This window comes from Enterococcus rivorum (assembly GCF_001742285.1).
GTDB classification, from domain to species: Bacteria; Bacillota; Bacilli; order Lactobacillales; family Enterococcaceae; genus Enterococcus_L; species Enterococcus_L rivorum.
The window spans coordinates 14717-35786 of the sequence record NZ_MIEK01000031.1 but is presented as its reverse complement, the minus strand read 5'-3'; the positions used below and the strand labels follow the sequence as shown (position 1 = coordinate 35786).

The 21070-nt window shown below is 35.7% G+C and carries 21 protein-coding genes and 1 tRNA gene; 19 read left to right on the top strand and 3 right to left on the bottom strand.

Annotation, left to right across the window (positions count from 1 at the left end; translation table 11 throughout):
• Nucleotides 1-140 precede the first annotated feature (140 nt).
• Both BCR26_RS10975 and BCR26_RS18550 read right to left on the bottom strand, forming a co-directional pair.
• A complete protein-coding gene (locus BCR26_RS10975; RefSeq protein WP_069699036.1) occupies nt 141-1109 on the bottom strand; it encodes an AraC family transcriptional regulator in 969 nt (322 codons plus the stop codon).
• 210 nt (nt 1110-1319) lie between these two features.
• Nucleotides 1320-1416: transfer RNA gene (locus BCR26_RS18550), tRNA-Sec, on the bottom strand.
• 192 nt (nt 1417-1608) lie between these two features.
• Between BCR26_RS18550 and prdC the strand changes: the two genes are divergently transcribed.
• From prdC to BCR26_RS10885, 18 genes are all read left to right on the top strand, one after another.
• A complete protein-coding gene (gene prdC / locus BCR26_RS10970) occupies nt 1609-2898 on the top strand; it encodes a proline reductase-associated electron transfer protein PrdC (protein WP_275950777.1) in 1290 nt (429 codons plus the stop codon).
• Between the two features lie 70 nt (nt 2899-2968).
• Nucleotides 2969-4879 carry a D-proline reductase (dithiol) proprotein PrdA gene (gene prdA / locus BCR26_RS10965; protein WP_069699034.1) on the top strand — a complete coding sequence of 637 codons (1911 nt, stop codon included), beginning with the start codon at nt 2969-2971 and terminating at the stop codon, nt 4877-4879.
• A gap of 42 nt (nt 4880-4921) precedes the next feature.
• On the top strand, nt 4922-5212 hold the full coding sequence (locus tag BCR26_RS10960; RefSeq protein WP_069699033.1) for a CBO2463/CBO2479 domain-containing protein: 291 nt from the start codon (nt 4922-4924) through the stop codon (nt 5210-5212).
• A 414-nt stretch (nt 5213-5626) separates the two neighbouring features.
• Nucleotides 5627-6079, top strand: coding sequence for a glycine/sarcosine/betaine reductase selenoprotein B family protein (locus tag BCR26_RS19285; RefSeq protein ID WP_069699032.1), 453 nt, complete (start codon nt 5627-5629; stop codon nt 6077-6079).
• Between the two features lie 21 nt (nt 6080-6100).
• Nucleotides 6101-6352, top strand: coding sequence for a proline reductase (locus BCR26_RS19280; RefSeq protein ID WP_069699031.1), 252 nt, complete (start codon nt 6101-6103; stop codon nt 6350-6352).
• A 165-nt stretch (nt 6353-6517) separates the two neighbouring features.
• On the top strand, nt 6518-7270 hold the full coding sequence (gene prdD / locus BCR26_RS10945; protein ID WP_209591847.1) for a proline reductase cluster protein PrdD: 753 nt from the start codon (nt 6518-6520) through the stop codon (nt 7268-7270).
• Nucleotides 7271-7383: 113 nt separating this feature from the next.
• Entirely contained in the window at nt 7384-7857 is a 474-nt protein-coding gene (locus tag BCR26_RS10940) for a glycine/sarcosine/betaine reductase component B subunit (RefSeq protein ID WP_069699029.1), read from the top strand.
• A gap of 33 nt (nt 7858-7890) precedes the next feature.
• A complete protein-coding gene (locus BCR26_RS10935) occupies nt 7891-8910 on the top strand; it encodes a proline racemase family protein (RefSeq protein WP_069699028.1) in 1020 nt (339 codons plus the stop codon).
• A gap of 49 nt (nt 8911-8959) precedes the next feature.
• A complete protein-coding gene (locus BCR26_RS10930) occupies nt 8960-9853 on the top strand; it encodes a sulfite exporter TauE/SafE family protein (protein WP_069699037.1) in 894 nt (297 codons plus the stop codon).
• A gap of 131 nt (nt 9854-9984) precedes the next feature.
• Nucleotides 9985-11010 (top strand): selenide, water dikinase SelD, encoded by a 1026-nt coding sequence (gene selD, locus BCR26_RS10925; RefSeq protein WP_069699027.1) that lies wholly within the window; start codon nt 9985-9987, stop codon nt 11008-11010.
• Nucleotides 11011-11023: 13 nt separating this feature from the next.
• The gene (yedF, locus tag BCR26_RS10920) at nt 11024-11608 is read left to right on the top strand and encodes a sulfurtransferase-like selenium metabolism protein YedF (protein WP_069699026.1); all 585 of its coding nucleotides are present in this window, start codon (nt 11024-11026) and stop codon (nt 11606-11608) included.
• Nucleotides 11609-11639: 31 nt separating this feature from the next.
• Nucleotides 11640-11891 (top strand): putative Se/S carrier-like protein, encoded by a 252-nt coding sequence (locus BCR26_RS10915; protein ID WP_069699025.1) that lies wholly within the window; start codon nt 11640-11642, stop codon nt 11889-11891.
• A gap of 13 nt (nt 11892-11904) precedes the next feature.
• The gene (gene selB / locus BCR26_RS10910) at nt 11905-13785 is read left to right on the top strand and encodes a selenocysteine-specific translation elongation factor (RefSeq protein WP_069699024.1); all 1881 of its coding nucleotides are present in this window, start codon (nt 11905-11907) and stop codon (nt 13783-13785) included.
• A gap of 15 nt (nt 13786-13800) precedes the next feature.
• Entirely contained in the window at nt 13801-14952 is a 1152-nt protein-coding gene (locus BCR26_RS10905; RefSeq protein WP_069699023.1) for an aminotransferase class V-fold PLP-dependent enzyme, read from the top strand.
• Between the two features lie 4 nt (nt 14953-14956).
• The gene (selA, locus tag BCR26_RS10900; RefSeq protein WP_069699022.1) at nt 14957-16345 is read left to right on the top strand and encodes an L-seryl-tRNA(Sec) selenium transferase; all 1389 of its coding nucleotides are present in this window, start codon (nt 14957-14959) and stop codon (nt 16343-16345) included.
• Between the two features lie 145 nt (nt 16346-16490).
• Nucleotides 16491-18377, top strand: coding sequence for an ABC-F family ATP-binding cassette domain-containing protein (locus tag BCR26_RS10895; protein ID WP_069699021.1), 1887 nt, complete (start codon nt 16491-16493; stop codon nt 18375-18377).
• An 11-nt stretch (nt 18378-18388) separates the two neighbouring features.
• Nucleotides 18389-19336, top strand: coding sequence for a thymidylate synthase (locus BCR26_RS10890; RefSeq protein WP_069699020.1), 948 nt, complete (start codon nt 18389-18391; stop codon nt 19334-19336).
• Between the two features lie 19 nt (nt 19337-19355).
• Nucleotides 19356-19856, top strand: a complete 501-nt coding sequence (locus BCR26_RS10885; RefSeq protein ID WP_069699019.1) for a dihydrofolate reductase — start codon at nt 19356-19358, stop codon at nt 19854-19856.
• A 79-nt stretch (nt 19857-19935) separates the two neighbouring features.
• Here BCR26_RS10885 and lexA read toward each other — a convergent pair whose 3' ends face one another.
• Complete coding sequence (gene lexA, locus BCR26_RS10880) at nt 19936-20556, bottom strand: transcriptional repressor LexA (protein ID WP_069699018.1); 621 nt, start codon at nt 20554-20556, stop codon at nt 19936-19938.
• A gap of 225 nt (nt 20557-20781) precedes the next feature.
• Between lexA and BCR26_RS10875 the strand changes: the two genes are divergently transcribed.
• On the top strand, nt 20782-21024 hold the full coding sequence (locus tag BCR26_RS10875; protein ID WP_069699017.1) for a DUF896 family protein: 243 nt from the start codon (nt 20782-20784) through the stop codon (nt 21022-21024).
• The last annotated feature ends 46 nt before the right edge of the window (nt 21025-21070 follow it).

The window sequence follows — 21070 nt, the reverse complement described above, 5'->3', positions numbered from 1 at the left end:
TGATCCCTCTTGTTTTTTAAACGGAACATTCTCTTTTTTTAGAAATCAAAAAAGTGAGGCAACAATCAGATGTATTTCTGACTATTGTCCCACTCTCATTTTTGCTTTAACTCTAATACAACAAAATTTTCTAAAATAAATTACTTACAGGTTTGTTGATTTTCATGATTAATCCTATATTTTCTTGGTGAACAGTCAAAATGTTTCTTAAAGAGTTTAAAAAAGTATCCTTTATCCATATAGCCAATCATTTCACTGATTTTTTCAATAGATAAATTTGTATTGGTTAATAGATAAGTCGCTTGTTTAAGTCGTATTTCAGCTAAATGTTGTGAAAATAGTTTTCCTGTGTTTTCTTTAATTAATCCCGAAATATAATTAGGGTGCAAATGGAAAATATCGGATAGAGACTGCAAAGAAGCAACTGCATAGTTGAGGTTCATATATTTTAAAATTTCACCAACAAGCATGTTAGAAGGAATAATCGACTCTTTTAAAATCAACGTTTCATTTTTAATACGATCTAACTCAGCAATTAGCAACAAGAATGCAGCACGGACAACCTTTTTCTGGGCACTATTTTTTTGTGATAAAATCTCTTTTAACAAAATTAATGCAAGATATCTGGTATCATCTTGAGGATCGCATTGAAAAAAGAAGTAATTACTTTTTGTTTGTTCTTCACTAATAACAAATTGGATAAAGTCATAAAATAACGGATAATCTATAATTTGGTTGGTGTAAAATAAATCAAAAAAATCCTTCTTAAACAAAAGCGTCATCACTTCGGTATTATCTTCTAGTTCGCTATAAAAGATTTGCGTAACAGGGTTTGCAATAATAAAACAACCAGCCGAATACTCGACTAATTTTGAATCAATGGTAATCCGAATAGTTCCTTGAAGTACGTAAAGAATCCTTATATAAGGAGCTGCATAAGTTAATTCTTCATTAGAATTTTGGCAAATTAATGCACAACAAGTCTTAGAAATATTATTCTCAAAAGCGTTAATCAGTTTCTCAATTTTATCTTCATCTGTGACGAAACAATCATAATCTTGAAGTGTTTGAAAAATATTTGTCTTTTGAAAAATCGAACTTTGGCTCATTAGTTGACCTCCTTGATATAAGACACTTTTTTCGTTGAAAATAGCCACATGGGAAATAGCCACTTTTTTTCTTTGTTTAAGCCTATGTTTTAAAGCGCTTTCTTTGTGGATTACTCTTTTAGTAAGGAAAAAAAGAAAACAGGTTTTATTAAACAGATCAATTTTTTTTTAGAAAATTGACTCTTTAGTAACCTGTCATAAATCCTTATTTGGCGGGAATGTGTGGGAATCGAACCCACCCAAGAAGCTCTTAACTCCTCATACTGGTTTTGAAGACCAGAGGGAACACCAGAACCCATCCACTCCCAACGGAATCGTAGCACATTCAATTATTGGTGTCAAGATGTTTTTTTATTGAGTGCTTTTCATCACTTTTGGGGCACTTTTTTTATAAATTTTTCTGTGCTATTATCAACTTGAAATAACCACTTTTTAAAAAAAGGATTATTTCTAATTGATATTGTGAAAACAAATACAAAATAAAGGAGGTGAAATAAAGATGAACAAGATTCATATTCTACTAAAACAACATGTTGGTTCACCGTGTATACCAATTGTTAAGATGAATGAAGAGGTTGAAAAAGGGCAGCTAATTGCTATACCTAATGGTTTAGGTGCGAACATTCATACAAGTGTTTCAGGTACTATCGTAAACATTAACGGATCAGAAGTTGTGATACGTTTAAAGGAAAACCAACCCGATCATTTTATCCCTATTCCAAAAACCGAAACAAATTTAGAAGCGATTAAAGCAGCTGGTGTCGTAGGAGCTGGGGGTGCTGGTTTCCCTATGCATGTGAAATATAACACAACGATTGAAAACGGTTATATTATAGCTAATGCTGCTGAGTGTGAACCCTTGCTTGGTCACAATGTTCAGTTTATGGAAGACCATCCCGATGTTATTATTCGAGGTCTGAATTACCTAATGGAAATGACAAAAGCTGGAAAAGCTTATATTGCCATTAAAACGAAATATCGTAAAGCGATGCTAGCTTTGGGAAGAGCCTGTAAAGATGAGCCTAATATTGAGTTGAAGTATCTAAGTGATATGTATCCTGCTGGTGATGAACGCGTCATTATTAGGGAACTATTAGGAATTACCTTAGAACCAGGACAATTACCAAGTTCTGCGAATGCTATTGTCTCCAACATTGAAACAATTAAGCATGCTGTTGAAGCAATCGAGCAAAGAAAGCCTTTTATTGAAAAGGATTTGACTATAGCTGGTCGAGTTCAAGCACATGAAAAAATTCTTATGAATCAACCCATTGGATTCCCTATGAAGTATTTTATTGACAAATGTGGTGGGTACATTCAACCCCACGGTGAAATTGTTGTTGGAGGTCCATTTACAGGAAAACATGGGGAAGAAGATACACCGTTGACTAAAACAACCGGTGGAATCTTAGTGGCAATGCCTTTTCCTAATGAACAACGTAAAGTCGGCATTTTAATTTGTGAGTGTGGCGGCGGAAAAGAGAGACTGACAGAAATTGCAATAGGAATGGGTGCGGAGATTGTAGCAGCAGAACGTTGTAAGAGAATGGTAGAAGTGGATGGACGGTATAGGTGTGATTTGCCAGGAATATGTCCGGGGCAAGCAGAAAAAGTTTTGAAAATGAAAAAAGAAGGCGCAGAAGTTATACTTACTGGAACTTGTCAGGATTGAACAAACACCGTTATGGGTGTAGCTCCTAGGTTAGGAGTTCCGGTTTATCATAATACAGATCACGTACTAAGAGCGGCTGGTCACAAGCTATACAGGAGAATCCAATCTGATCATTAGCGAAAAGTTTGTTTTAGAAAACATGTAACAAAGAACAAATGGACTAAATATCATTAGGAGGTTTTGACAAATGTCAATCACTGTAGAAACAGCAAAAGACCATGCCAAAGACCCTGCAGTATTATGCTGTAGAGCAGAAGCAGGAATTATTATTCAACCTGAAAATCTTGAAGACCCAGCTTTGTTTGCTGATTTAGAAGATTCTGGTTTGCTAAAAATGCCAGAAGACTGTTTAACCATCGAACAAGTTTTAGGGGCGAAATTAACGAAGACTTTAGATGCTTTAATTCCACTAACACCAGATGCACTTGAAGGTGTTAACCAAACTTTTGATTCAAAAAAAGAATCAAGTTCAACAATTAAAGAGGAATCTGAAGACAACAATCAAAAAAGTACCGAAATCGTTCAACCTGTTATCTCAAGTCATTCAACAGCTCTTGGAACCCAAACTCTTAAATTAAGTATTGCAAAAGGGGAAGGAATTGAGCTAGAAATTCCATTATCAATTGGGGGAGTGGCTGTTCCGCAAACGACGAATCAAGAGAAGGCAGCAAATGTCACTACTTCTAGTTTTAACGAAGAACAAATGGTTACTTCTGACAAACAAGTAGAAACAAAAAAAATCAGAAGCTTAATAAAGAAACACTTTAAAATTGATAAAGTCGATTTTGCTGATGAAACAAAAATAGAAGGAACAACCTTGTTTTTAAGAAATGCAGAAGAAATCTGCGGAGATGCAGTAAAACTTGAAGAACTAGTTGAACATATGAAATTGGAAATTATTACACCAGAAAATTACGATGTATACAGTGAAACAATTATGGATGTGCAACCAATTGCGACAAAAGAAGAAGGCGATCTCGGCCACGGAATAACTCGCGTTATCGATGGTGCGGTTATGATTTTGACTGGGACTGATGCGAACGGTGTACAAATCGGTGAATTTGGTTCTTCAGAAGGAGAATTAGACCGCAATATTATGTGGAATAGACCAGGTGCTCCAGATAAAGGCGAAATCTTTATTAAAGCACAAGTAACTATTAAAGCTGGAACAAATATGGAACGTAGTGGTCCTTTAGCGGCACATAAAGCTGCAGATGCAATTACTGAAGAAATTCGCAAGGCATTAAAACAAGTGGACGATTCTTTAGTTGTAAATACAGAAGAAATTGTTCAATATCGGCGCAAAGGTAACAAGAAGGTATTGATAATTAAAGAAATCATGGGTCAAGGTGCAATGCATGATAATTTAATTATGCCTGTTGAGCCAGTAGGGACGCTAGGGGCTAAGCCAAACGTCGATTTAGGGAATTTACCAGTAATGTTGGCACCTACTGAAGTACTTGATGGAGGGATTCATGCCTTAACATGTATTGGGCCAGCTTCCAAAGAATGCTCTCGCCACTATTTCCGTGAGCCACTTGTTCAAGCAGCTATGGCGGATGAAGAAATTGATCTAGTTGGAGTTGTGTTTGTGGGATCACCACAAGCTAATTCAGAAAAATTCTATGTTTCTAAACGTTTAGGAATGATGATTGAAGCAATGGATCTGGATGGAGCTATTGTGACAACAGAAGGATTTGGAAATAACCATATTGATTTCGCTTCTCATATTGAAGAAATCGGCAGCCGTGATGTTGAAGTTGTAGGGGTTACTTATTCAGCTATGCAAGGTGCGCTTGTTGTTGGAAATAAATATATGAAACATATGATTGATAACAATAAATCAATGCAAGGCATAGAAAATGAAATTCTTGCAAATAATACGTTATGTGAAGAAGATGCCATTCGAGCACTATCAATGTTGAAGACGGCTCTTTCTGGAGAAGAAATTAAAACAGCAGAACGTAAATGGAATCCAAATGTGAAATTAAATAATGTTGAAGCGATTGAAAAAGCAACCGGTAAAAAAATTACGCTTGCAGACAATGAACAAGTCTTACCGAAAAGTAAAAAGCGGATTGAAATTTACGAAAAATAATTGTTATTACAAAAACTAAAGCATCGTATTGAAGGTGGATTTATGGATAGAATGGATAAGCTAAAATATGTATCAACTGAAAGAATGTTTGAAGGTATTTTAGTAGAAATAACGGATGCTAGTGTCACTATTGACATTAAAGGCAGATTAGGCCAATTTAAAATACCAAGAAGAATGTTGATTTCAGAATATGACATTCAACTAGGTCAAGAAGTTGGCTTTATGATGAGCTATCCAGAAGTTTTAGAAAAAGAACCAGATGAAAAATATGTCCATGCAATTGAACAGACGAAAATGTTAAGAGAAAAAATGACAAACGAGAATAAGTTATAATTTTTTTAAAAAAAGGTCCCTATTCTAATAAATAAAGCTAATGCAGAGTAAGAGTCATCGAATCTACAAGAAAAAAGAAGACTTCGATCCTTCGAGTGAAACAAGCTAGGAGTAGCGGACATCGGACCTACAAGGGAGAGGAGACCCATTATTCTAGGAAGCAAAGCTGACGTAGAGATAATGGACATCGGACCCATAATGTAAAGGAGAGCCACTTATTCTTACGAGTTCCACTCGTTAGAAATAATGGACATCGGACCTATAATGTAAAGGAGAGCCACTATTCTAGGAAGCAAAGCTGACGTAGAGATAGCGGACATCGGACCTATAATGTAAAGGAGAGCCACTTATTCTTACGAGTTCCACTCGTTAGAAATAATGGACATCGGACCCATAATGTAAAGGAGAATGAACATGAAACTTACAGTAATCCCTGGTTTGCAATCAGAAATTTTTGTACCAATTACACCAAAACCAGTTTTTACCCCTGTAACAAAAGAACTTAAAGAAATGCGTGTTGCTTTAGCTACAGCAGCGGGCGTTCACGTGAAATCAGATGAGCGTTTTAATTTAGCTGGAGATACGACATATAGAGAAATACCTAATGAAACTGCCAGTAAAGATTTGATGGTATCACATGGAGGATATGATAACGCTGATGTGAATAGAGACGTCAACTGTATGTTTCCTATTGATCGTTTAAACGAATTAGTTAAAGCTGGCTTTATTAAAGAAGCTGCACCAACCCATTTTGGATTCATGGGCGGAGGCGGAAACCAAGAAGTTTTTACTGATGAAACTGGTCCTGCCATTGCTCAAAAATTATTAGATGAGAACGTTGATGCTGTTGTTCTCACAGCTGGTTGAGGGACCTGTCATAGAACTGCCGTGATCGTGCAGAGAGCAATCGAAGAAATAGGTATCCCAACAATCTTAATCGCAGCATTACCTCCAGTTGTACGCCAAAATGGTTCTCCAAGAGCCGTGGCTCCTCTAATGCCAATGGGTGCTAATGCAGGTGAACCAAATAATATCGAAATGCAAACGCATATTTTAGAAGACACATTGGAGCAGCTTGTTGCCATTCCAAGCGCAGGAAAAATTGTTTCACTTCCTTACGAATATATTGCCCATATTTAAAAAAACGGTTATCGACTAATAAAGAAAAAAGGATTTGCTAGTAGTTACCAAGTGATTATATTCAGAAGAATAACTACTAGCGAATACTTTTAAATATTGTCAATTGATTTTCTTGAATCTATGCTGCCGCGATTTATTCAAAATTAAAATATAGGGTGATAAATAGTGAAAAAAATTCAGCGACAATTAGTAATTAAATGTTTTCATGTGGAAAAAGTTGAATTTGCTAGTAAAACAAGCTTAAGAGACCATTTTTTAAGTATTTACAATGTGTCGAAAGAGGTAAAAGAACTATTTCCAGCCATTTCAGAATTTAACGTGTCTATTATCAATCCTCAACAACATCATATAGAAATTAATTCAATTATGGATATCATTCCAATCTCAACTAAAGTATTGGGAGAACTGGGGACTGGTATTACCCATACATTAACTGGTGTTTATATCATGTTAACTGGAGCAGACGAATCAGGAAAACAATTCAACGAGTTCGGTTCTTCAGAAGGTTTGCTAGACGAACGCTTAACTTTGAATAAAGCTGGGACTCCTGGGGAAAATGACATTATTATTCACGTAGATGTCATTCTAAAAGGAGAAGTCTCTTTTACAAGAAATCTTGCATTTTCAATTTTTCAAGCCTGTGATTTACAGATTCAGACTATTCGAGAATGTTTAAAAATGATAAATGGTCAAGCAGCAACAGAACGTTACGATTATTGCGATACAGTAGAAAAAGATAAAACAAGAATTGCAATTGTTAAGCAAGTTGCTGGTCAAGGGGCAATGTATGATAATTTACTTTTTTCTAACGAACCTAGTGGAACTGAAGAGGGTATTTCGATAATTGATATTGGAAACATGCCAATCGTTTTATCACCAAATGAATATAGAGATGGGGCACTTCGTTCTTTGACGTAAAAAAGGAGATTAACTTAGAGCTATTTTGGAAAAATATTTTTTTGAAATAGATTGTGATTCTTTTATCAATGTTTCGTTTAGCTAAACGATATAGTGAAAGTAAGGTGTGATAAATGGGAATTGGACCATCTACAAAAGAGACTTCGCTACATCATTTTAGAGATCCCTTACTTGATGTCGTAAGCAAAGATCAAGAAATGGATTTAGCTGGAGTAATTGTAGTAGGAACACCGCAAGATAATTATAATAAGCATCTCGTTGGGAAACGTGTTGCTGCTTGGGTCGAAGCGATGCGATGCGATGGCGTGATTATTTCAGCAGATGGATGGGGAAATTCAGATGTTGACTTTGCCAATACCATGAAAGAAATCGGTAAACGTAATATTAGTGTCGTTGGTCTTAAGTTCATTGGTACACAAGCGAAGTTTGTCGTAACAAATGAATTTACAGATTTAGTTGTTGATTTTAACAAATCAGAAGCGGGAATCGAAACCGAAGTCGTTGGTGAAAATAATGTAGAGGAACTAGATGCCAAGAAAGCGCTCGCTTTTTTGAAATTGAAGATTAGACAGGATCAAGCAAAATGAGATTTGAAAATACAGTCAAAAAGGTGGAAAACAATGAAACTTTCAAAAATGATTTCAGCAATTGATTCGCATACTGCGGGTGAGGCTGCACGTATTATTACAGGTGGAATTCCTAATATTCCGGGAGATACGATTGCAAATAAAAGGCAATATCTAATGGATCATCAAGACCATTTAAGAACAGCATTGATGCATGAGCCAAGAGGACACAATGATATGTTTGGAGCTTTTATTACAGAACCAACAGAGAAAGATGCTGATTTTGGGATTATTTTCATGGATGGCGGTGGCTATTTGAACATGTGTGGTCATAATACAATTGCCGCAGTTACGGTAGCTATTGAAACTGGAATGGTTGAGCCTGAAATAATAAACCAAACGGCAAGTATTACGTTAGATACAGCTGCAGGATTGGTTCACGCAATCGCAAAAGTTGATGATGAAGGAGAGAAAGTAGAGGAAGTATCTTTTAAAAACGTTCCTTCATTCTTATATAAGGAGAACCAAACACTGACGGTTGAAGGTGTCGGGACTGTTACATTTGATATTTCATTTGGTGGAAGCTTCTTTGTAATTATACATGCAAAAGAATTTGGGTTACATGTTTTACCTGAAAATGCTTCAAAATTAACGGAATTAGGTCTTAAAGTTTTACAGGCTGTTAATAATGAAATAGCGATTCAACATCCACTGTTACCACATATTCAAACAGCAGATTTGATTGAAATTTATGATGAACCAACACATCCAGAAGCAACCTACAAAAATGTTGTAATTTTTGGAGAAGGACAAGTAGATCGTTCACCTTGCGGTACTGGAACCAGTGCTAAATTAGCTGCACTATACGCCAAAGGACAAATTGAAATTAATGAACCATTTGTGTATGAAAGTATTTTGGGAACTTTATTTAAAGGTCGAGTTGTTGAAGAAACTACAGCGGGAGAATTTTCAGCGGTAATTCCAGAAGTAACTGGCTCAGCCTATATTACCGGCTTTAATTCATTTTTAATTGATTCAGAAGATCCGCTAAGAAATGGATTTATCTTGAAATAAATAGAAGGAAACTTTTAAATTATAGCAGCTATAGGAAAGGTAGATGAAAATGGTAACAATTATTTTATCTGTGTTGGCAATTCTTACAATCGCTTTTTTAGTAGTCTTAATACAAGACATGATTGCACATAAATCTGAAATAATGAAGGAGCAAGGGAATTTAGGTGTTGCATTAGCAACAGGTGCTGTAACAAATTTTTTTGATGCTTTAGGAATTGGAAACTTCGCAACAACAACATTAGTGTTTAAATTGACCAAATTTTTAAAAAGTGATAAGTATCTTCCTGGAACATTAAATGTTGGACAGGCAATTCCGGTTGTAACTGAAGCCTTTTTCTTTATAACAGTCGTTAAAGTAGAAGCATTAACATTGGGATCATTAGTAGCTTCAGCAGTAGTTGGTTCTATTCTTGGTGCAAGAGTTGTGTCAAAAATGCCTGAAAAGAAAATTCAATTAATTATGGGAATTGCGTTAATCGTTACTTCAGTATTGATGGCATTAAAAACACTTGGCATGTTAGATTTACTAGGCCAAGGCAATGAAGCATTAGGCTTAAGTGGCATTATGCTAGTCATTGGAATTGTCGGAAATTTTATCTTTGGTGCCTTGATGACTGCTGGAGTTGGGTTATACGCCCCTTGTATGGCGATGGTTTATATGTTAGGTCTTAATCCTCTGGTGGCCTTTCCGATTATGATGTGCTCTTGTGCAGCGTTAATGCCCACATCAGGAATAGAATTTGTTAGAAAAGGAATGTATTCTAGAAAAGCAGTAATTGGTTTAGCATTAGGAGGAATTCCTGGAGTTATTGTTGCTGCAACGTTTGTAAAGAGCATGAATTTGGAAGTGCTAACTTGGATTATTATTGTCGTAGTGCTGTACACAGCTATTAACATGTTAATGTCAGCTTTACGTAAAAAAACAGAAACCGAACTAGCATAAAAAAATTAAAAGGGCTAGAGTAAAAGAGATGCTCTCTAGTCCTTTTTTAAACATAGAAGAGTAAAGCCGATACGTATATATTTACATAAAATAAATTCATAAGATAAAACCGTTGGAAAGAGGGATTTAGCATGGTTGAAGAGAATAGATCATTGTTTATCTGTGGAGGATGCAATTCAAAAATTGGACCCGAGCTTTTACAAGGAATGTTAGAAGATTTACCTAAATCGAATCATAAAGATCTTTTAGTGGGTTTTGATCAGTCTGATGATGCGGCTGTTATAAAAATTTCAGAGGACTTAGCTCTTATTCAAACGCTTGATTTTTTCCCTGCAATTGTTAGTGATCCTTATCTTTTTGGTCAGATAGCTGCTACTAATGCATTAAGTGATGTTTATGCAATGGGTGGGGAAGTCACTTCAGCTCTAAATATTGTTTGTTTTCCAGAAGAAGGGGATATAAATAGTCTAAAAGAGATATTAAGCGGTGGAGCAGAAAAAGTCCTTGAAGCGGGTGGAATCTTAGCAGGTGGACATTCCATTCATGATGCAAAAGCCAAATACGGTCTTTCCGTAACTGGAAAAATTCATCCTAAGGCTATTTTGTTAAACACAGGCTGCCAGCTAAATGACCTTTTGATATTAACAAAGCCTTTAGGGGTAGGGATGATTACAACTGCTTATAGTGTTGGAGAAATCAGTGAGGCAACTTTTAAAGAGGCAGTCACAAATATGACTACATTGAATAAGTATGCTGCGGAGATTGCCAAAAATTTTCCCGTTCACAGTTGTACAGATATTACTGGCTTTGGTCTTCTTGGGCATTTAAGTGAAATGCTAGGGGAAGCATTCAGTGCAACCCTTTACTCTGAGGAAATCCCTATAATTGAAGGAGCGCTAGATTGTGCTAAAGCCTTTTTAACAACTGCTGGTGGACAGCGAAACCGAAACTATCTAAAAGAAAAAGTAGCGTTTAAGATCAATGATTTTGCGCTAGAAGAAGTATTGTTTGATCCACAAACTTCTGGTGGTCTTTTATATAGTATCGCTGAAGAGCATGCAGATGCTTTTTTAAATGCTTTAAATAAATTGGAGATTTCATCTGCAAAAATTGGAAAAGTAATACCTAAAGAAAACAGTCAAATTACAGTTAGATAAGGGAGGAATTTTCATGATTATTGTTGATGCAATGGGAGAAACCTGTCCGATTCCTGTTATCAAAACAAAAAAAGAACTAAGAGAAGCAAAAGAACCTGTAAAAGTACTCGTAGATAACGAAATTGCCACGCAAAACCTTAGTAAGATGGCAAAACAAATGGGGTTAAGTTGCCGAGTAACTACAAGAAATTCGCACTGCTTTGAAGTGCTCATCAACGAAGAATTAAGTGATACCAATATTAAGCTAGGTGAATCAACGAACCAATCAGAATATGTAGTAGTTGTTGATACCGAAGTGATGGGACGAGGAGACGAGAAGCTAGGAAGAGTGCTACTTAAGAGCTTTATCTATGCATATACTGAACAGGATATCTTACCAAAATACTTTCTTTTTTATAATAGGGGTGCCAAATTAACTGTAAAAGATTCTTCTGTTTTAGCGGATTTAACTTGTTTAAAAGAAAAAGGAGTAGAGATTTACACTTGTGGCGCATGTTTGGATTATTTCGACTTAACAAATGAATTAAAAATCGGTGAAATTACAAACATGTATAGAATCGTAGAAATTATGAGTAGCTATCGAGTGGTTAAACCTTAATGATAAAGGACTGAGCAAAATAAACTATCTAATGACATTCGATTCCACTCATCTTGCGATTGAGATGGAAGAAGTTCTCAATGAGAAACAACAATTAGCTAAAATAATCGCTATTCCAGCTGCTATATCTGCAGGATGTGGTTTGGGGTTAAAAATGACTGAAAAACAATACCGAGAAGTATGCAAAAAAATTCCCATTAAAACGCTAGCTGGAACGACAATCTATAGTAAAAAAGGCAATGCTGAGTATCAAATGATAATTCAGACAAAAACAAACACTTAAGGGGACTATTAAAATGGAACATATAGTGATTGGGACAGCAGGACATGTCGATCATGGAAAAACCACCTTAATAAAAGCATTGACAGGAATGGAAACAGATACTACGAAAGAAGAAAAGAAACGTGGTCTATCTATAAATTTAGGCTATGCTTATTTTGATTTACCAAATGGAAAGCGAGCAGGGATTGTTGATGTTCCTGGTCACGAAAAATTTATAAAAAATATGATGGCAGGTCTTTCAGGTTTAAACCTTGTTTTGTTAGTCATTGATGGTTCAGAAGGAATTATGCCTCAAACAAAAGAGCATGTAGATATTTTACAAATGTTAGGTGTAACAAATTTTCTGATTGTCTTAACAAAAGTGTCCCAGCTGGAGGAAGAATTATTAGAGTTAGTGCAAGAGGATATTCAGGAGCAATTTTTAGGAACTGCATTGGAAGAAGCTCCGATTTTTCAAGTAGACTCTATTGAAGGAATCGGAATTGCTCAGTTAATTGAAAAAATTAACCAAATCAGTGAAGAAATCAAACAAAAAAGTGTCTTAAATCCCCCTAAACTAAATGTTGATCGTGCTTTTACTGTAAAAGGATTTGGGACGATTGTTACAGGAACCCTGATGGAGGGAAAAATTACTGTTAACGAAGAATTAATGCTTTATCCTTCAGAACAAAAGGTGAAAATTCGAACAATTCAAGTCCACGAACAAAATGTGAGTCATGCTGTAGCAGGAATGAGAACCGCATTGAATTTGGCTAACGTAAAAACAACGGATGTCAAACGAGGAGATTTATTAGCATTACCGAATACCTTCAAAAAAACATGGATGCTGGATGTTAAAGCAGAACTATTAGAAAAAGCAACATCCCCAATCAAACTTTGGGATCGCTTACGCTTATTTATTGGTACTAGAGAGATTTTATGCCGTGTTGTTCCTATTGGTACAGACATAATCGAAGCAGCTGAATCTGGATTTTTACAACTGCGTTTGGAAGAAGAGGTTGTTTCGCAAAAAGGGGATCGCTTCATTTTAAGAACATACTCACCAATGGAAACGATTGGCGGAGGAATAGTCTTGGATGCAAATCCGCAAAAACACCGCCGTTTTCATGAGGACATAATAGATGCCTTAAAAACACGCGAAAAAGGCTCAACGGAAGAACTTGTTAGTGAATTTATGACTAGAAGAAGTGATTATCTAACAGAGGTTAAAGATATCGCCGCCTATTTAGGTATTGAAAATGTGGAAGCCCAAAAATTAGTCGAAAAAATGATTGTAGAAAATAAATTGATAAGCATTTCTAAACACTGTATTCACCCGCTGCAATACAAAAGGTTTGAAGAAGATATAATAAGTACTTTGGATCGATACCACAAAACATATCGCTTAAGAACTGGCATAGGCAAAGAAGAATTAAGGTCTAAAATAGCAAGTCAATTAAAAGGAAAAGAATTTGATGAACTATTGAAACTATTAAAAACAGAACAAAAAATTGCGATTAATGAAACCATCTCCCTTTTTGATTTTAAAGTAACCTATAACGTTTATCAGTTAAAAGACAAGGAAGAAATTGAAGCTAAACTAAAAAAAGCTGGCTTCACTCCACCCAGTGAAGAACAGTTAATTGCGGGTAAGATAGAGCGCAAAGAGTTGATTGACTCATTAGTTGGAAAAACATTGATTCGATTAGATCATGAGAATGTCATTCATCGAGAGTACTATGAAGAAGCTATAAATAAAACGCAAACATTTATAACTGAAAATGGAAAAATGACTTTAGGTGAATTCAGAGATATCACCGGCTCAAGCAGGCGCTACTCCATGCTGATACTAGAATGTCTGGACAAGCATGCAATTACCAAAAGAGTTGAAAATTATCGTGTTTTAGTAGAGTAGCAGAGGAGGTTGAACATGTATTATTTTGATTATGCAGCGACATCATTAATCAAGCCTAAAGAAGTAGCGGATGCGGTGTACCAAGCATTGCTTTCAGAGCCGTTAGGAAATCCTAGTCGAGCTGCACATGATGCGAGTATTAAAGCCTCGAAAAAAGTTTATCAAACAAGAAAAGCGCTCAAAGAATTATTTCATGCTGGTAAAAATTATCAAGTTGTTTTTACCAAAAATGCAACAGAATCACTAAACATTGTCTTAGCCGGGGGATTTAATTCTGGAGATCACTTATTGTCGACCTGTCTAGAACATAATTCTGTTTTGAGACCCTTAGACATTTTAGGCTTAAAAGGGATCACCTATTCCTTGATACCTTTACTACCAGGGAAGGGTACATTGGATTATGAGCGGATGAATTCTTTAGTTAAAACAAATACAAAAGCGTTGATCGTTAGCCATGCTTCTAATGTTACAGGGAATCTGGTTGACTTAAAAAAAATCGCACAATTTTGTCAGGAGAACCAGTTAAGATTGGTTGTAGATGCTGCGCAAACGGCTGGATTTGAAGAGATAGACATAAATGAACTAGGAATTGATGCTCTTTGTTTTACTGGACATAAGTCGATGTACGGGCCGCAAGGAATTGGTGGAATAGTATTGAAAAACGATTTTCCAATTCGTCCATTAATAAGTGGCGGAACAGGAAATTATACTTTTAATCGAGAAATGCCAAATGCTTTACCAGATTCACTTGAGGCAGGAACATTGAATAGCCATGGAATTGCAGGGTTGTTGGCTGGAGTTAATTATTTGAGAAACAATTTAACGGTTAAAGAACAAACAATGAAGTTAGCCAATTTGTTTTATGAAGAAGTAGTTAAAATCTCTACGATTCAATGCTATGGCGATTTTAATCAATCTAGAGTTGGAGTTATCAGCTTAAATATCGAAAACCAAGATTCCAATCATATTGCAGAAGAACTATTTGAGCATTATCAAATCGCTGTACGCGCAGGCTTTCATTGTGCTCCAGAAATTCATAAACATTTTAAAACAGAAAAGCAAGGAATGGTTCGTTTTAGTTTTTCTCATTTTAATACGAAAGCTGAGATAAACTATGCAGTCAATGCATTGAAAGAAATCGCAAAACGATCTGTTGAAAGTGGGTGAAGAAATGAAGCGAAAAGTTATTGTAACAGCTATTAATGACTTACTTCAAACACCAGAAGGGCTTGAATTATTAGCGGATTTCCCAAGAACGTTAGTAATTGCTCATTTGCGTAAGATTACTGAAGAAAGTCGAAGTAAGCAGTTGTTAGAAGGTGCTAATCCAAAAACTAACCAAGAAATACTAAATGAAGCAAGAGTGAAATTAGTAAATGACCATCAGCCAACATTAAAAAAAGTGATTAACGGTACAGGCACAATTTTACATACCAATCTGGGTCGTTCTAATTTAGCTCCATGTATTAAAGAAGACCTGTTTCATGTTGCTTTCGGTTTTTCAAATGTTGAATATGTACTAGAAACAGGCGAAAGAGGCTCTAGGTATGCGCATCTAGAAAAGCTTTTACAAAAGTTGACTGGAGCTGAAGCCGCTTTAGTAGTCAATAATAACGCTGCTGCCGTTTTATTAACGTTATCTGCATTAGCGAAAGGTAAAGAGGTTGTTGTATCACGCGGAGAATTGGTCGAAATCGGTGGTTCTTTTCGAATCCCTGAAATTATGGAATTAAGTGGTTGCCATCTAAAAGAAATTGGGACTACTAATAAAACCCATAAAAAAGATTATCTTCAAGCAACTGAGGAAGAATTTGAGGGGTTGATTTTAAAAGTTCACACCAGTAATTATTCCATTAAAGGATTTACTGCTGAAGTTGATTTAAAGGACCTCAAAGAGATTGCTTCAACCAGAAACATTCCTTTAGTTTATGATATGGGCAGTGGGGTACTAACCTCTCTAGCCAATTACGGAGTAGAAACTGGATATACCGTTAAAGAAGTTCTTTCTACAGGCGTTGATATAGTAACCTTCAGCGGTGATAAGCTGCTTGGTGGACCGCAAGCAGGAATTATCGTTGGTAAAAAAGAATATATTGAAAAAATGAAAGAGCATCAATTAACCAGAGCATTACGGGTTGATAAAATGACGATAGCTGCTTTAGAGGGAACCTTACGCTTATATTTGGACGAAATAAAAGCAATCTCTTCAATTCCCACATTAAATATGTTGACTCTATCAAAGGAAGAATTACACCGTAAGGCTATTTGCTTAATGAAGTCTCTGTTCAGATTAGAAGGCTTACAAGTGAAATTAATTGAGGGGATATCGCAAGTCGGTGGTGGTTCAATGCCAGATGTAGAGCTTTCTTCATGGTTGTTAGCGCTAGAACCTGAAAATTTAAGCACAACTTCTTTCGTTGAAGCACTTAGGAAAGCTAGTATACCGATTATTTTACGAATAAAAAAAGAGCAATGCTTATTAGATATTCGTACAGTGAATGAAACGGATTTTCCGATAGTTATCAATATGATAAGGGAGACTCTGGATAGCCATAGATAAAGGAAAACAAAATTTTATAAACAATTTTTTTAACCGAAAGAAGCTTGTTTAAATAGTATAAAAATCTACTATGTCTAAAACAAGCTTCTTTTTTTTAACTTTTTTTGTTACAATAAGCGAGATGAATTGAAAAGGGAGTGAGTAAGTGAAAGAATTGACAGTAACAGAGCTGACTAAAACCTATGGCGAAAAACAACTTTTTGACCATATTTCTTTTCTCATTCATGAAAAAGATCGGATTGGGTTAATTGGGACTAACGGTACTGGCAAAACGAGTCTGTTAAACATACTAGCAGGAAAAGATAAAGGGGATGGGGATACTCAGGCTGTTCAGCAACGAAATGATTATCAAATAGGCTACTTGTCCCAAGACCAAATCTTTGATCCAGATTTAACCGTTGTTGAAGCTGTTTTTCAAGGAGAAACACCAATTATTCGTGCAGTTAAAAATTATGAATTAGCTCTGCTTGGATTGGCTGAAGATGGTTCGAGTGAACAAGCGCAAAAAAAATACATACAAGCTGAAGAATTAATGAATAAAGAAGATGCTTGGAGCGCCGATACAAATGCGAAAATTATTTTACAAAAATTAGGAATTCATACATTAGATAAAAAAATGGGTGAGTTATCTGGAGGGCAAAAAAAGCGTGTTAGCCTAGCTCAAATTTTAATTGAATCTCCGGACTTGTTACTATTGGATGAACCCACGAACCATTTAGATTACGAAGCGATAAGTTGGCTAGAAACATTTTTGACTAATTATCGTGGGGCTATTTTAATGGTAACCCATGACCGTTACTTTTTAGATCGTGTAGCAAATCGGATTTTTGAGCTTTCGTTTGGTAAACTTCATGAGTACAAAGGTAATTACGAGTCATATCTTTTAGGGAAATCTGAACGAGAACGTGTTGAAGTTGACCAAGAAGTCAAAAGGAAACGCCTTTTTAAACAAGAATTAGAATGGATGCGAGCTGGGGTTCAAGCACGAGGAACAAAACAACAAGCGCGAATTGATCGATTCAGTGACTTGAAAGAAAATCTTTACCAAGTAAATCATAAAGATAAACTGGAAATCGATATAGCAACACAGCGATTAGGTAAAAAAGTTTTAGAAATTACAAATGGCTGTTATAGTATTGAAAATAAAATGATACTAAAAGATTTTGATATCCTTGTTCAAGCAAGAGATCGCATTGGTATAACAGGGAAAAATGGGGCTGGAAAATCTACATTACTAAACATACTAGCTGGTCGAAAACAACTAGATAGCGGACTCTATTCTATAGGGGAAACGGTTCGTCTAGCGTATTACACACAACAAAACGAGCAGATGGACGAAAGTCAGCGAATGATTGCTTATCTTCAAGATGCAGCAGAAGTGGTAAAACGCATGGATGGAACAACTATTGGTGTAGCTGAACTTTTAGAACGCTTTCTGTTTCCGCGTTTTATGCATGGAACAATTATTGGCAAACTTTCAGGTGGCGAAAAGCGCTGTTTGTACTTACTGAAACTTTTAATTGGTCAACCTAATGTGTTGCTTTTAGATGAACCTACAAACGATTTAGATATCGATACTTTAACCATTCTAGAAGATTATATCCGGACATTTAAAGGGGCAGTAATTGCTGTTTCTCATGATCGATATTTTTTAGATAAGACAATGGATAAGCTTTTAGTGTTTAAAGGAGAAGGGAAGATTCTCAATTACTATGGTTCAATGAGTGAGTATTTGAACGAGAAAAAACAAGTTGAAACCAAAAATGTAAAAGCTACTGCGAAAGAACCAAAGCGGGACATAAAAAAAGAGAAAACTAAATTATCGTATATGGAACAGAAAGAATGGGCAACTATTGAAGACGAAATTGCTCTTTTGGAAGAAACCGCAGCCCAGCTTGCTGAAGAAATGAACCATCAAGGGGACGATTTCACAAAATTGCAAGAGCTACAAGCAAGTTTAACAAAAACAGAAGCTGATTTAGAAGAAAAAATGAATCGTTGGGAATATCTTAGTGATTTTATAGATAATTAGGAGGCGAAATAATGGAACAAGCATACCTAGATTTGGGACGTAAAATCTTGGAAGAAGGACATTTGAAAACTGATCGAACAGGAACTGGTACACGTAGTATTTTTGGTTACCAAATGCGGTTCAATTTGGCAGAAGGATTTCCTCTATTAACAACAAAACGTGTTCCATTTGGGTTAATTAAAAGTGAATTATTGTGGTTCTTAAATGGAGATACCAATATTCGTTACCTACTGCAACACAATAACCACATTTGGGATGAATGGGCTTTTGAGCGTTATGTTAAAAGTGATGATTATAAAGGACCTGACATGACGGATTTTGGTCATCGTGTTTTAGAAGATGAAGAATTTAAAGTTGCCTATGAAAAAGAACAGAAAGAATTTTGTGATAGAATAGTAACGGATGAAGCATTTGCTAATAAACATGGTGAGTTAGGCAATATTTATGGTGCTCAATGGCGTCATTGGGAAACAAAAAATGGTGGCTTTATCGACCAAATTCAAAATGTAATTGAAATGATTAAAACGACACCTGATTCTCGAAGATTACTAGTTTCTGCTTGGAATCCAGAAGATGTGCCATCAATGGCTTTACCTCCTTGTCACACGATGTTTCAATTTTATGTCAATGAAGGTAAATTAAGTTGTCAATTATATCAACGAAGTGCAGATGTCTTTTTAGGTGTTCCTTTTAACATTGCTAGTTATGCTTTGCTCACTCATTTAATTGCTCATGAAACTGGATTAGAAGTTGGCGATTTTGTTCATACATTAGGAGATGCGCATTTGTATACTAATCATTTTGAACAAATGAAAGAGCAATTATCTAGAGAAGCTCGCACATTTCCGACTTTAAAATTAAATGCAGAAAAAAAATCTGTTTTTGATTTTGATATGGAAGATATTACGATTGAAGAATATAACCCTCATCCTGCAATTAAAGCACCAATTGCAGTGTAATTGAAAGGAAGAAATAACTATGTTAGCAGCAATATGGGCACAAGATGAGCAAGGTCTGATTGGAAAAGAAAACAAACTGCCATGGCATTTGCCAAATGACCTAAAGTTCTTTAAACAAATGACTGAAGATAATACTATTGTGATGGGTCGAAAAACGTTTGAAGGAATGGGGAGTCGTCCGTTACCTAATAGGAAAACCATTGTTATGACAAGGGATAAGGATTTCTTTGCTGAAGGAGTTCTTGTGATGCATTCGATTGAGGATGTTCTTGACTATGCAGAGCACTTTACCGGGATTACGTTCATTTCTGGAGGAGCTAAAATCTATTCAGATTTTTTACCCTATTGTGATGTTTTATACCGAACTGTCATAAAATATAGCTTCGAAGGCGATACTGTTTTTCCAGAAGTAGATTGGGAAAATTGGACAATGATCAATCTGAGTGAAGGGGAACAAAATGATGAGAATGCTTATCCTTATCAATTTGAAACCTATCAACGAAAAGTAGCTAGTGAGTAATTGCGTTTGAGTAACATAGACAGTAACAAAAAAGGGGCATTCTGAGTTTTTGTTCAGAATGCCCCTTTTTTGTGCAAAATCAGATACGATTTCGATATAGACCAACAACTTTTCCTAAAATAGAAACATTGTTTAAAATAATTGGCTCTAAAGCATCATTTTCAGGTTGTAGGCGGATATGATCCGATTCTTTGAAGAATCGTTTACAAGTGGCTTCGTCTTCGTCAGTCATAGCAATCACGATATCTCCATTAGATGCGGCAGCTTGTTTTTTTACAATTACTTGATCTCCATCAAGAATTCCTGCATTAATCATACTTTCTCCACGAATTGTAAGCATGAATAAGGAACTATCTTCTGTTTTTAAGTCAGGCGGGATTGGGAAAAAGTCAGAAGCATCTTCCACTGCCAAAATAGGCTCACCAGCAGTAACAACTCCAAGCATAGGAATTGTAGAGGGTTGAATACCAATTTTGTCCAGACCTTCAGCAGTTAATTCAATTGCTCTTGGCTTTGTTGGATCTCGTAAAATCAGTCCTTTTTTTTCTAAACGGGCTAAGTGACCGTGTACAGTAGATGTGGAAGATAAATCTACAGCTTTTCCGATTTCTCGAACTGTTGGAGGGTAACCTTTCAATTCTACTTGGTCATATATATATTTTAAAACTTCAATTTGTCTTGTTTCTGTACGTTTAGCCACCAAAGACACCTTCTTTCAATTTATATTTTTAGTGTACCATAGATAGCAGTATAATTCAAACAAGCGTTCGTGTTTATTTACATACTTCGAATTATCTAAAAATCTTTAAAATAGAGTCTATATTTTAAATTTAACCAAAAAAGTAGGCTTCATTCTTCCAATTATTTAGTTGTATTTTTAAGCCAGTTCTTATAATATAGAGAGTGAATGCAAGGAGGAAACAGCATGTTATCAAAAGAAAAAATGAATCGTATAAATGAACTTGCTAGAAAAGCAAAAGAAACAGCTCTTTCTGAACAAGAAAAAGAAGAACAACAAATACTCCGACAAGAATACTTAAGCGTTTTTCGTGGGGGAATGAGGCACCATATTGAGGGGATGAAAGTAGTTGATCCTAAAGGCAATGACGTAACCCCAGAAAAACTAAAGAAAATCCAAAAAGAAAAGGGTCTACATAACCGAGACTAATTTTAGTTTTTTTTACTAAAAGTAATTGCTTTCATTAGAAAAATAA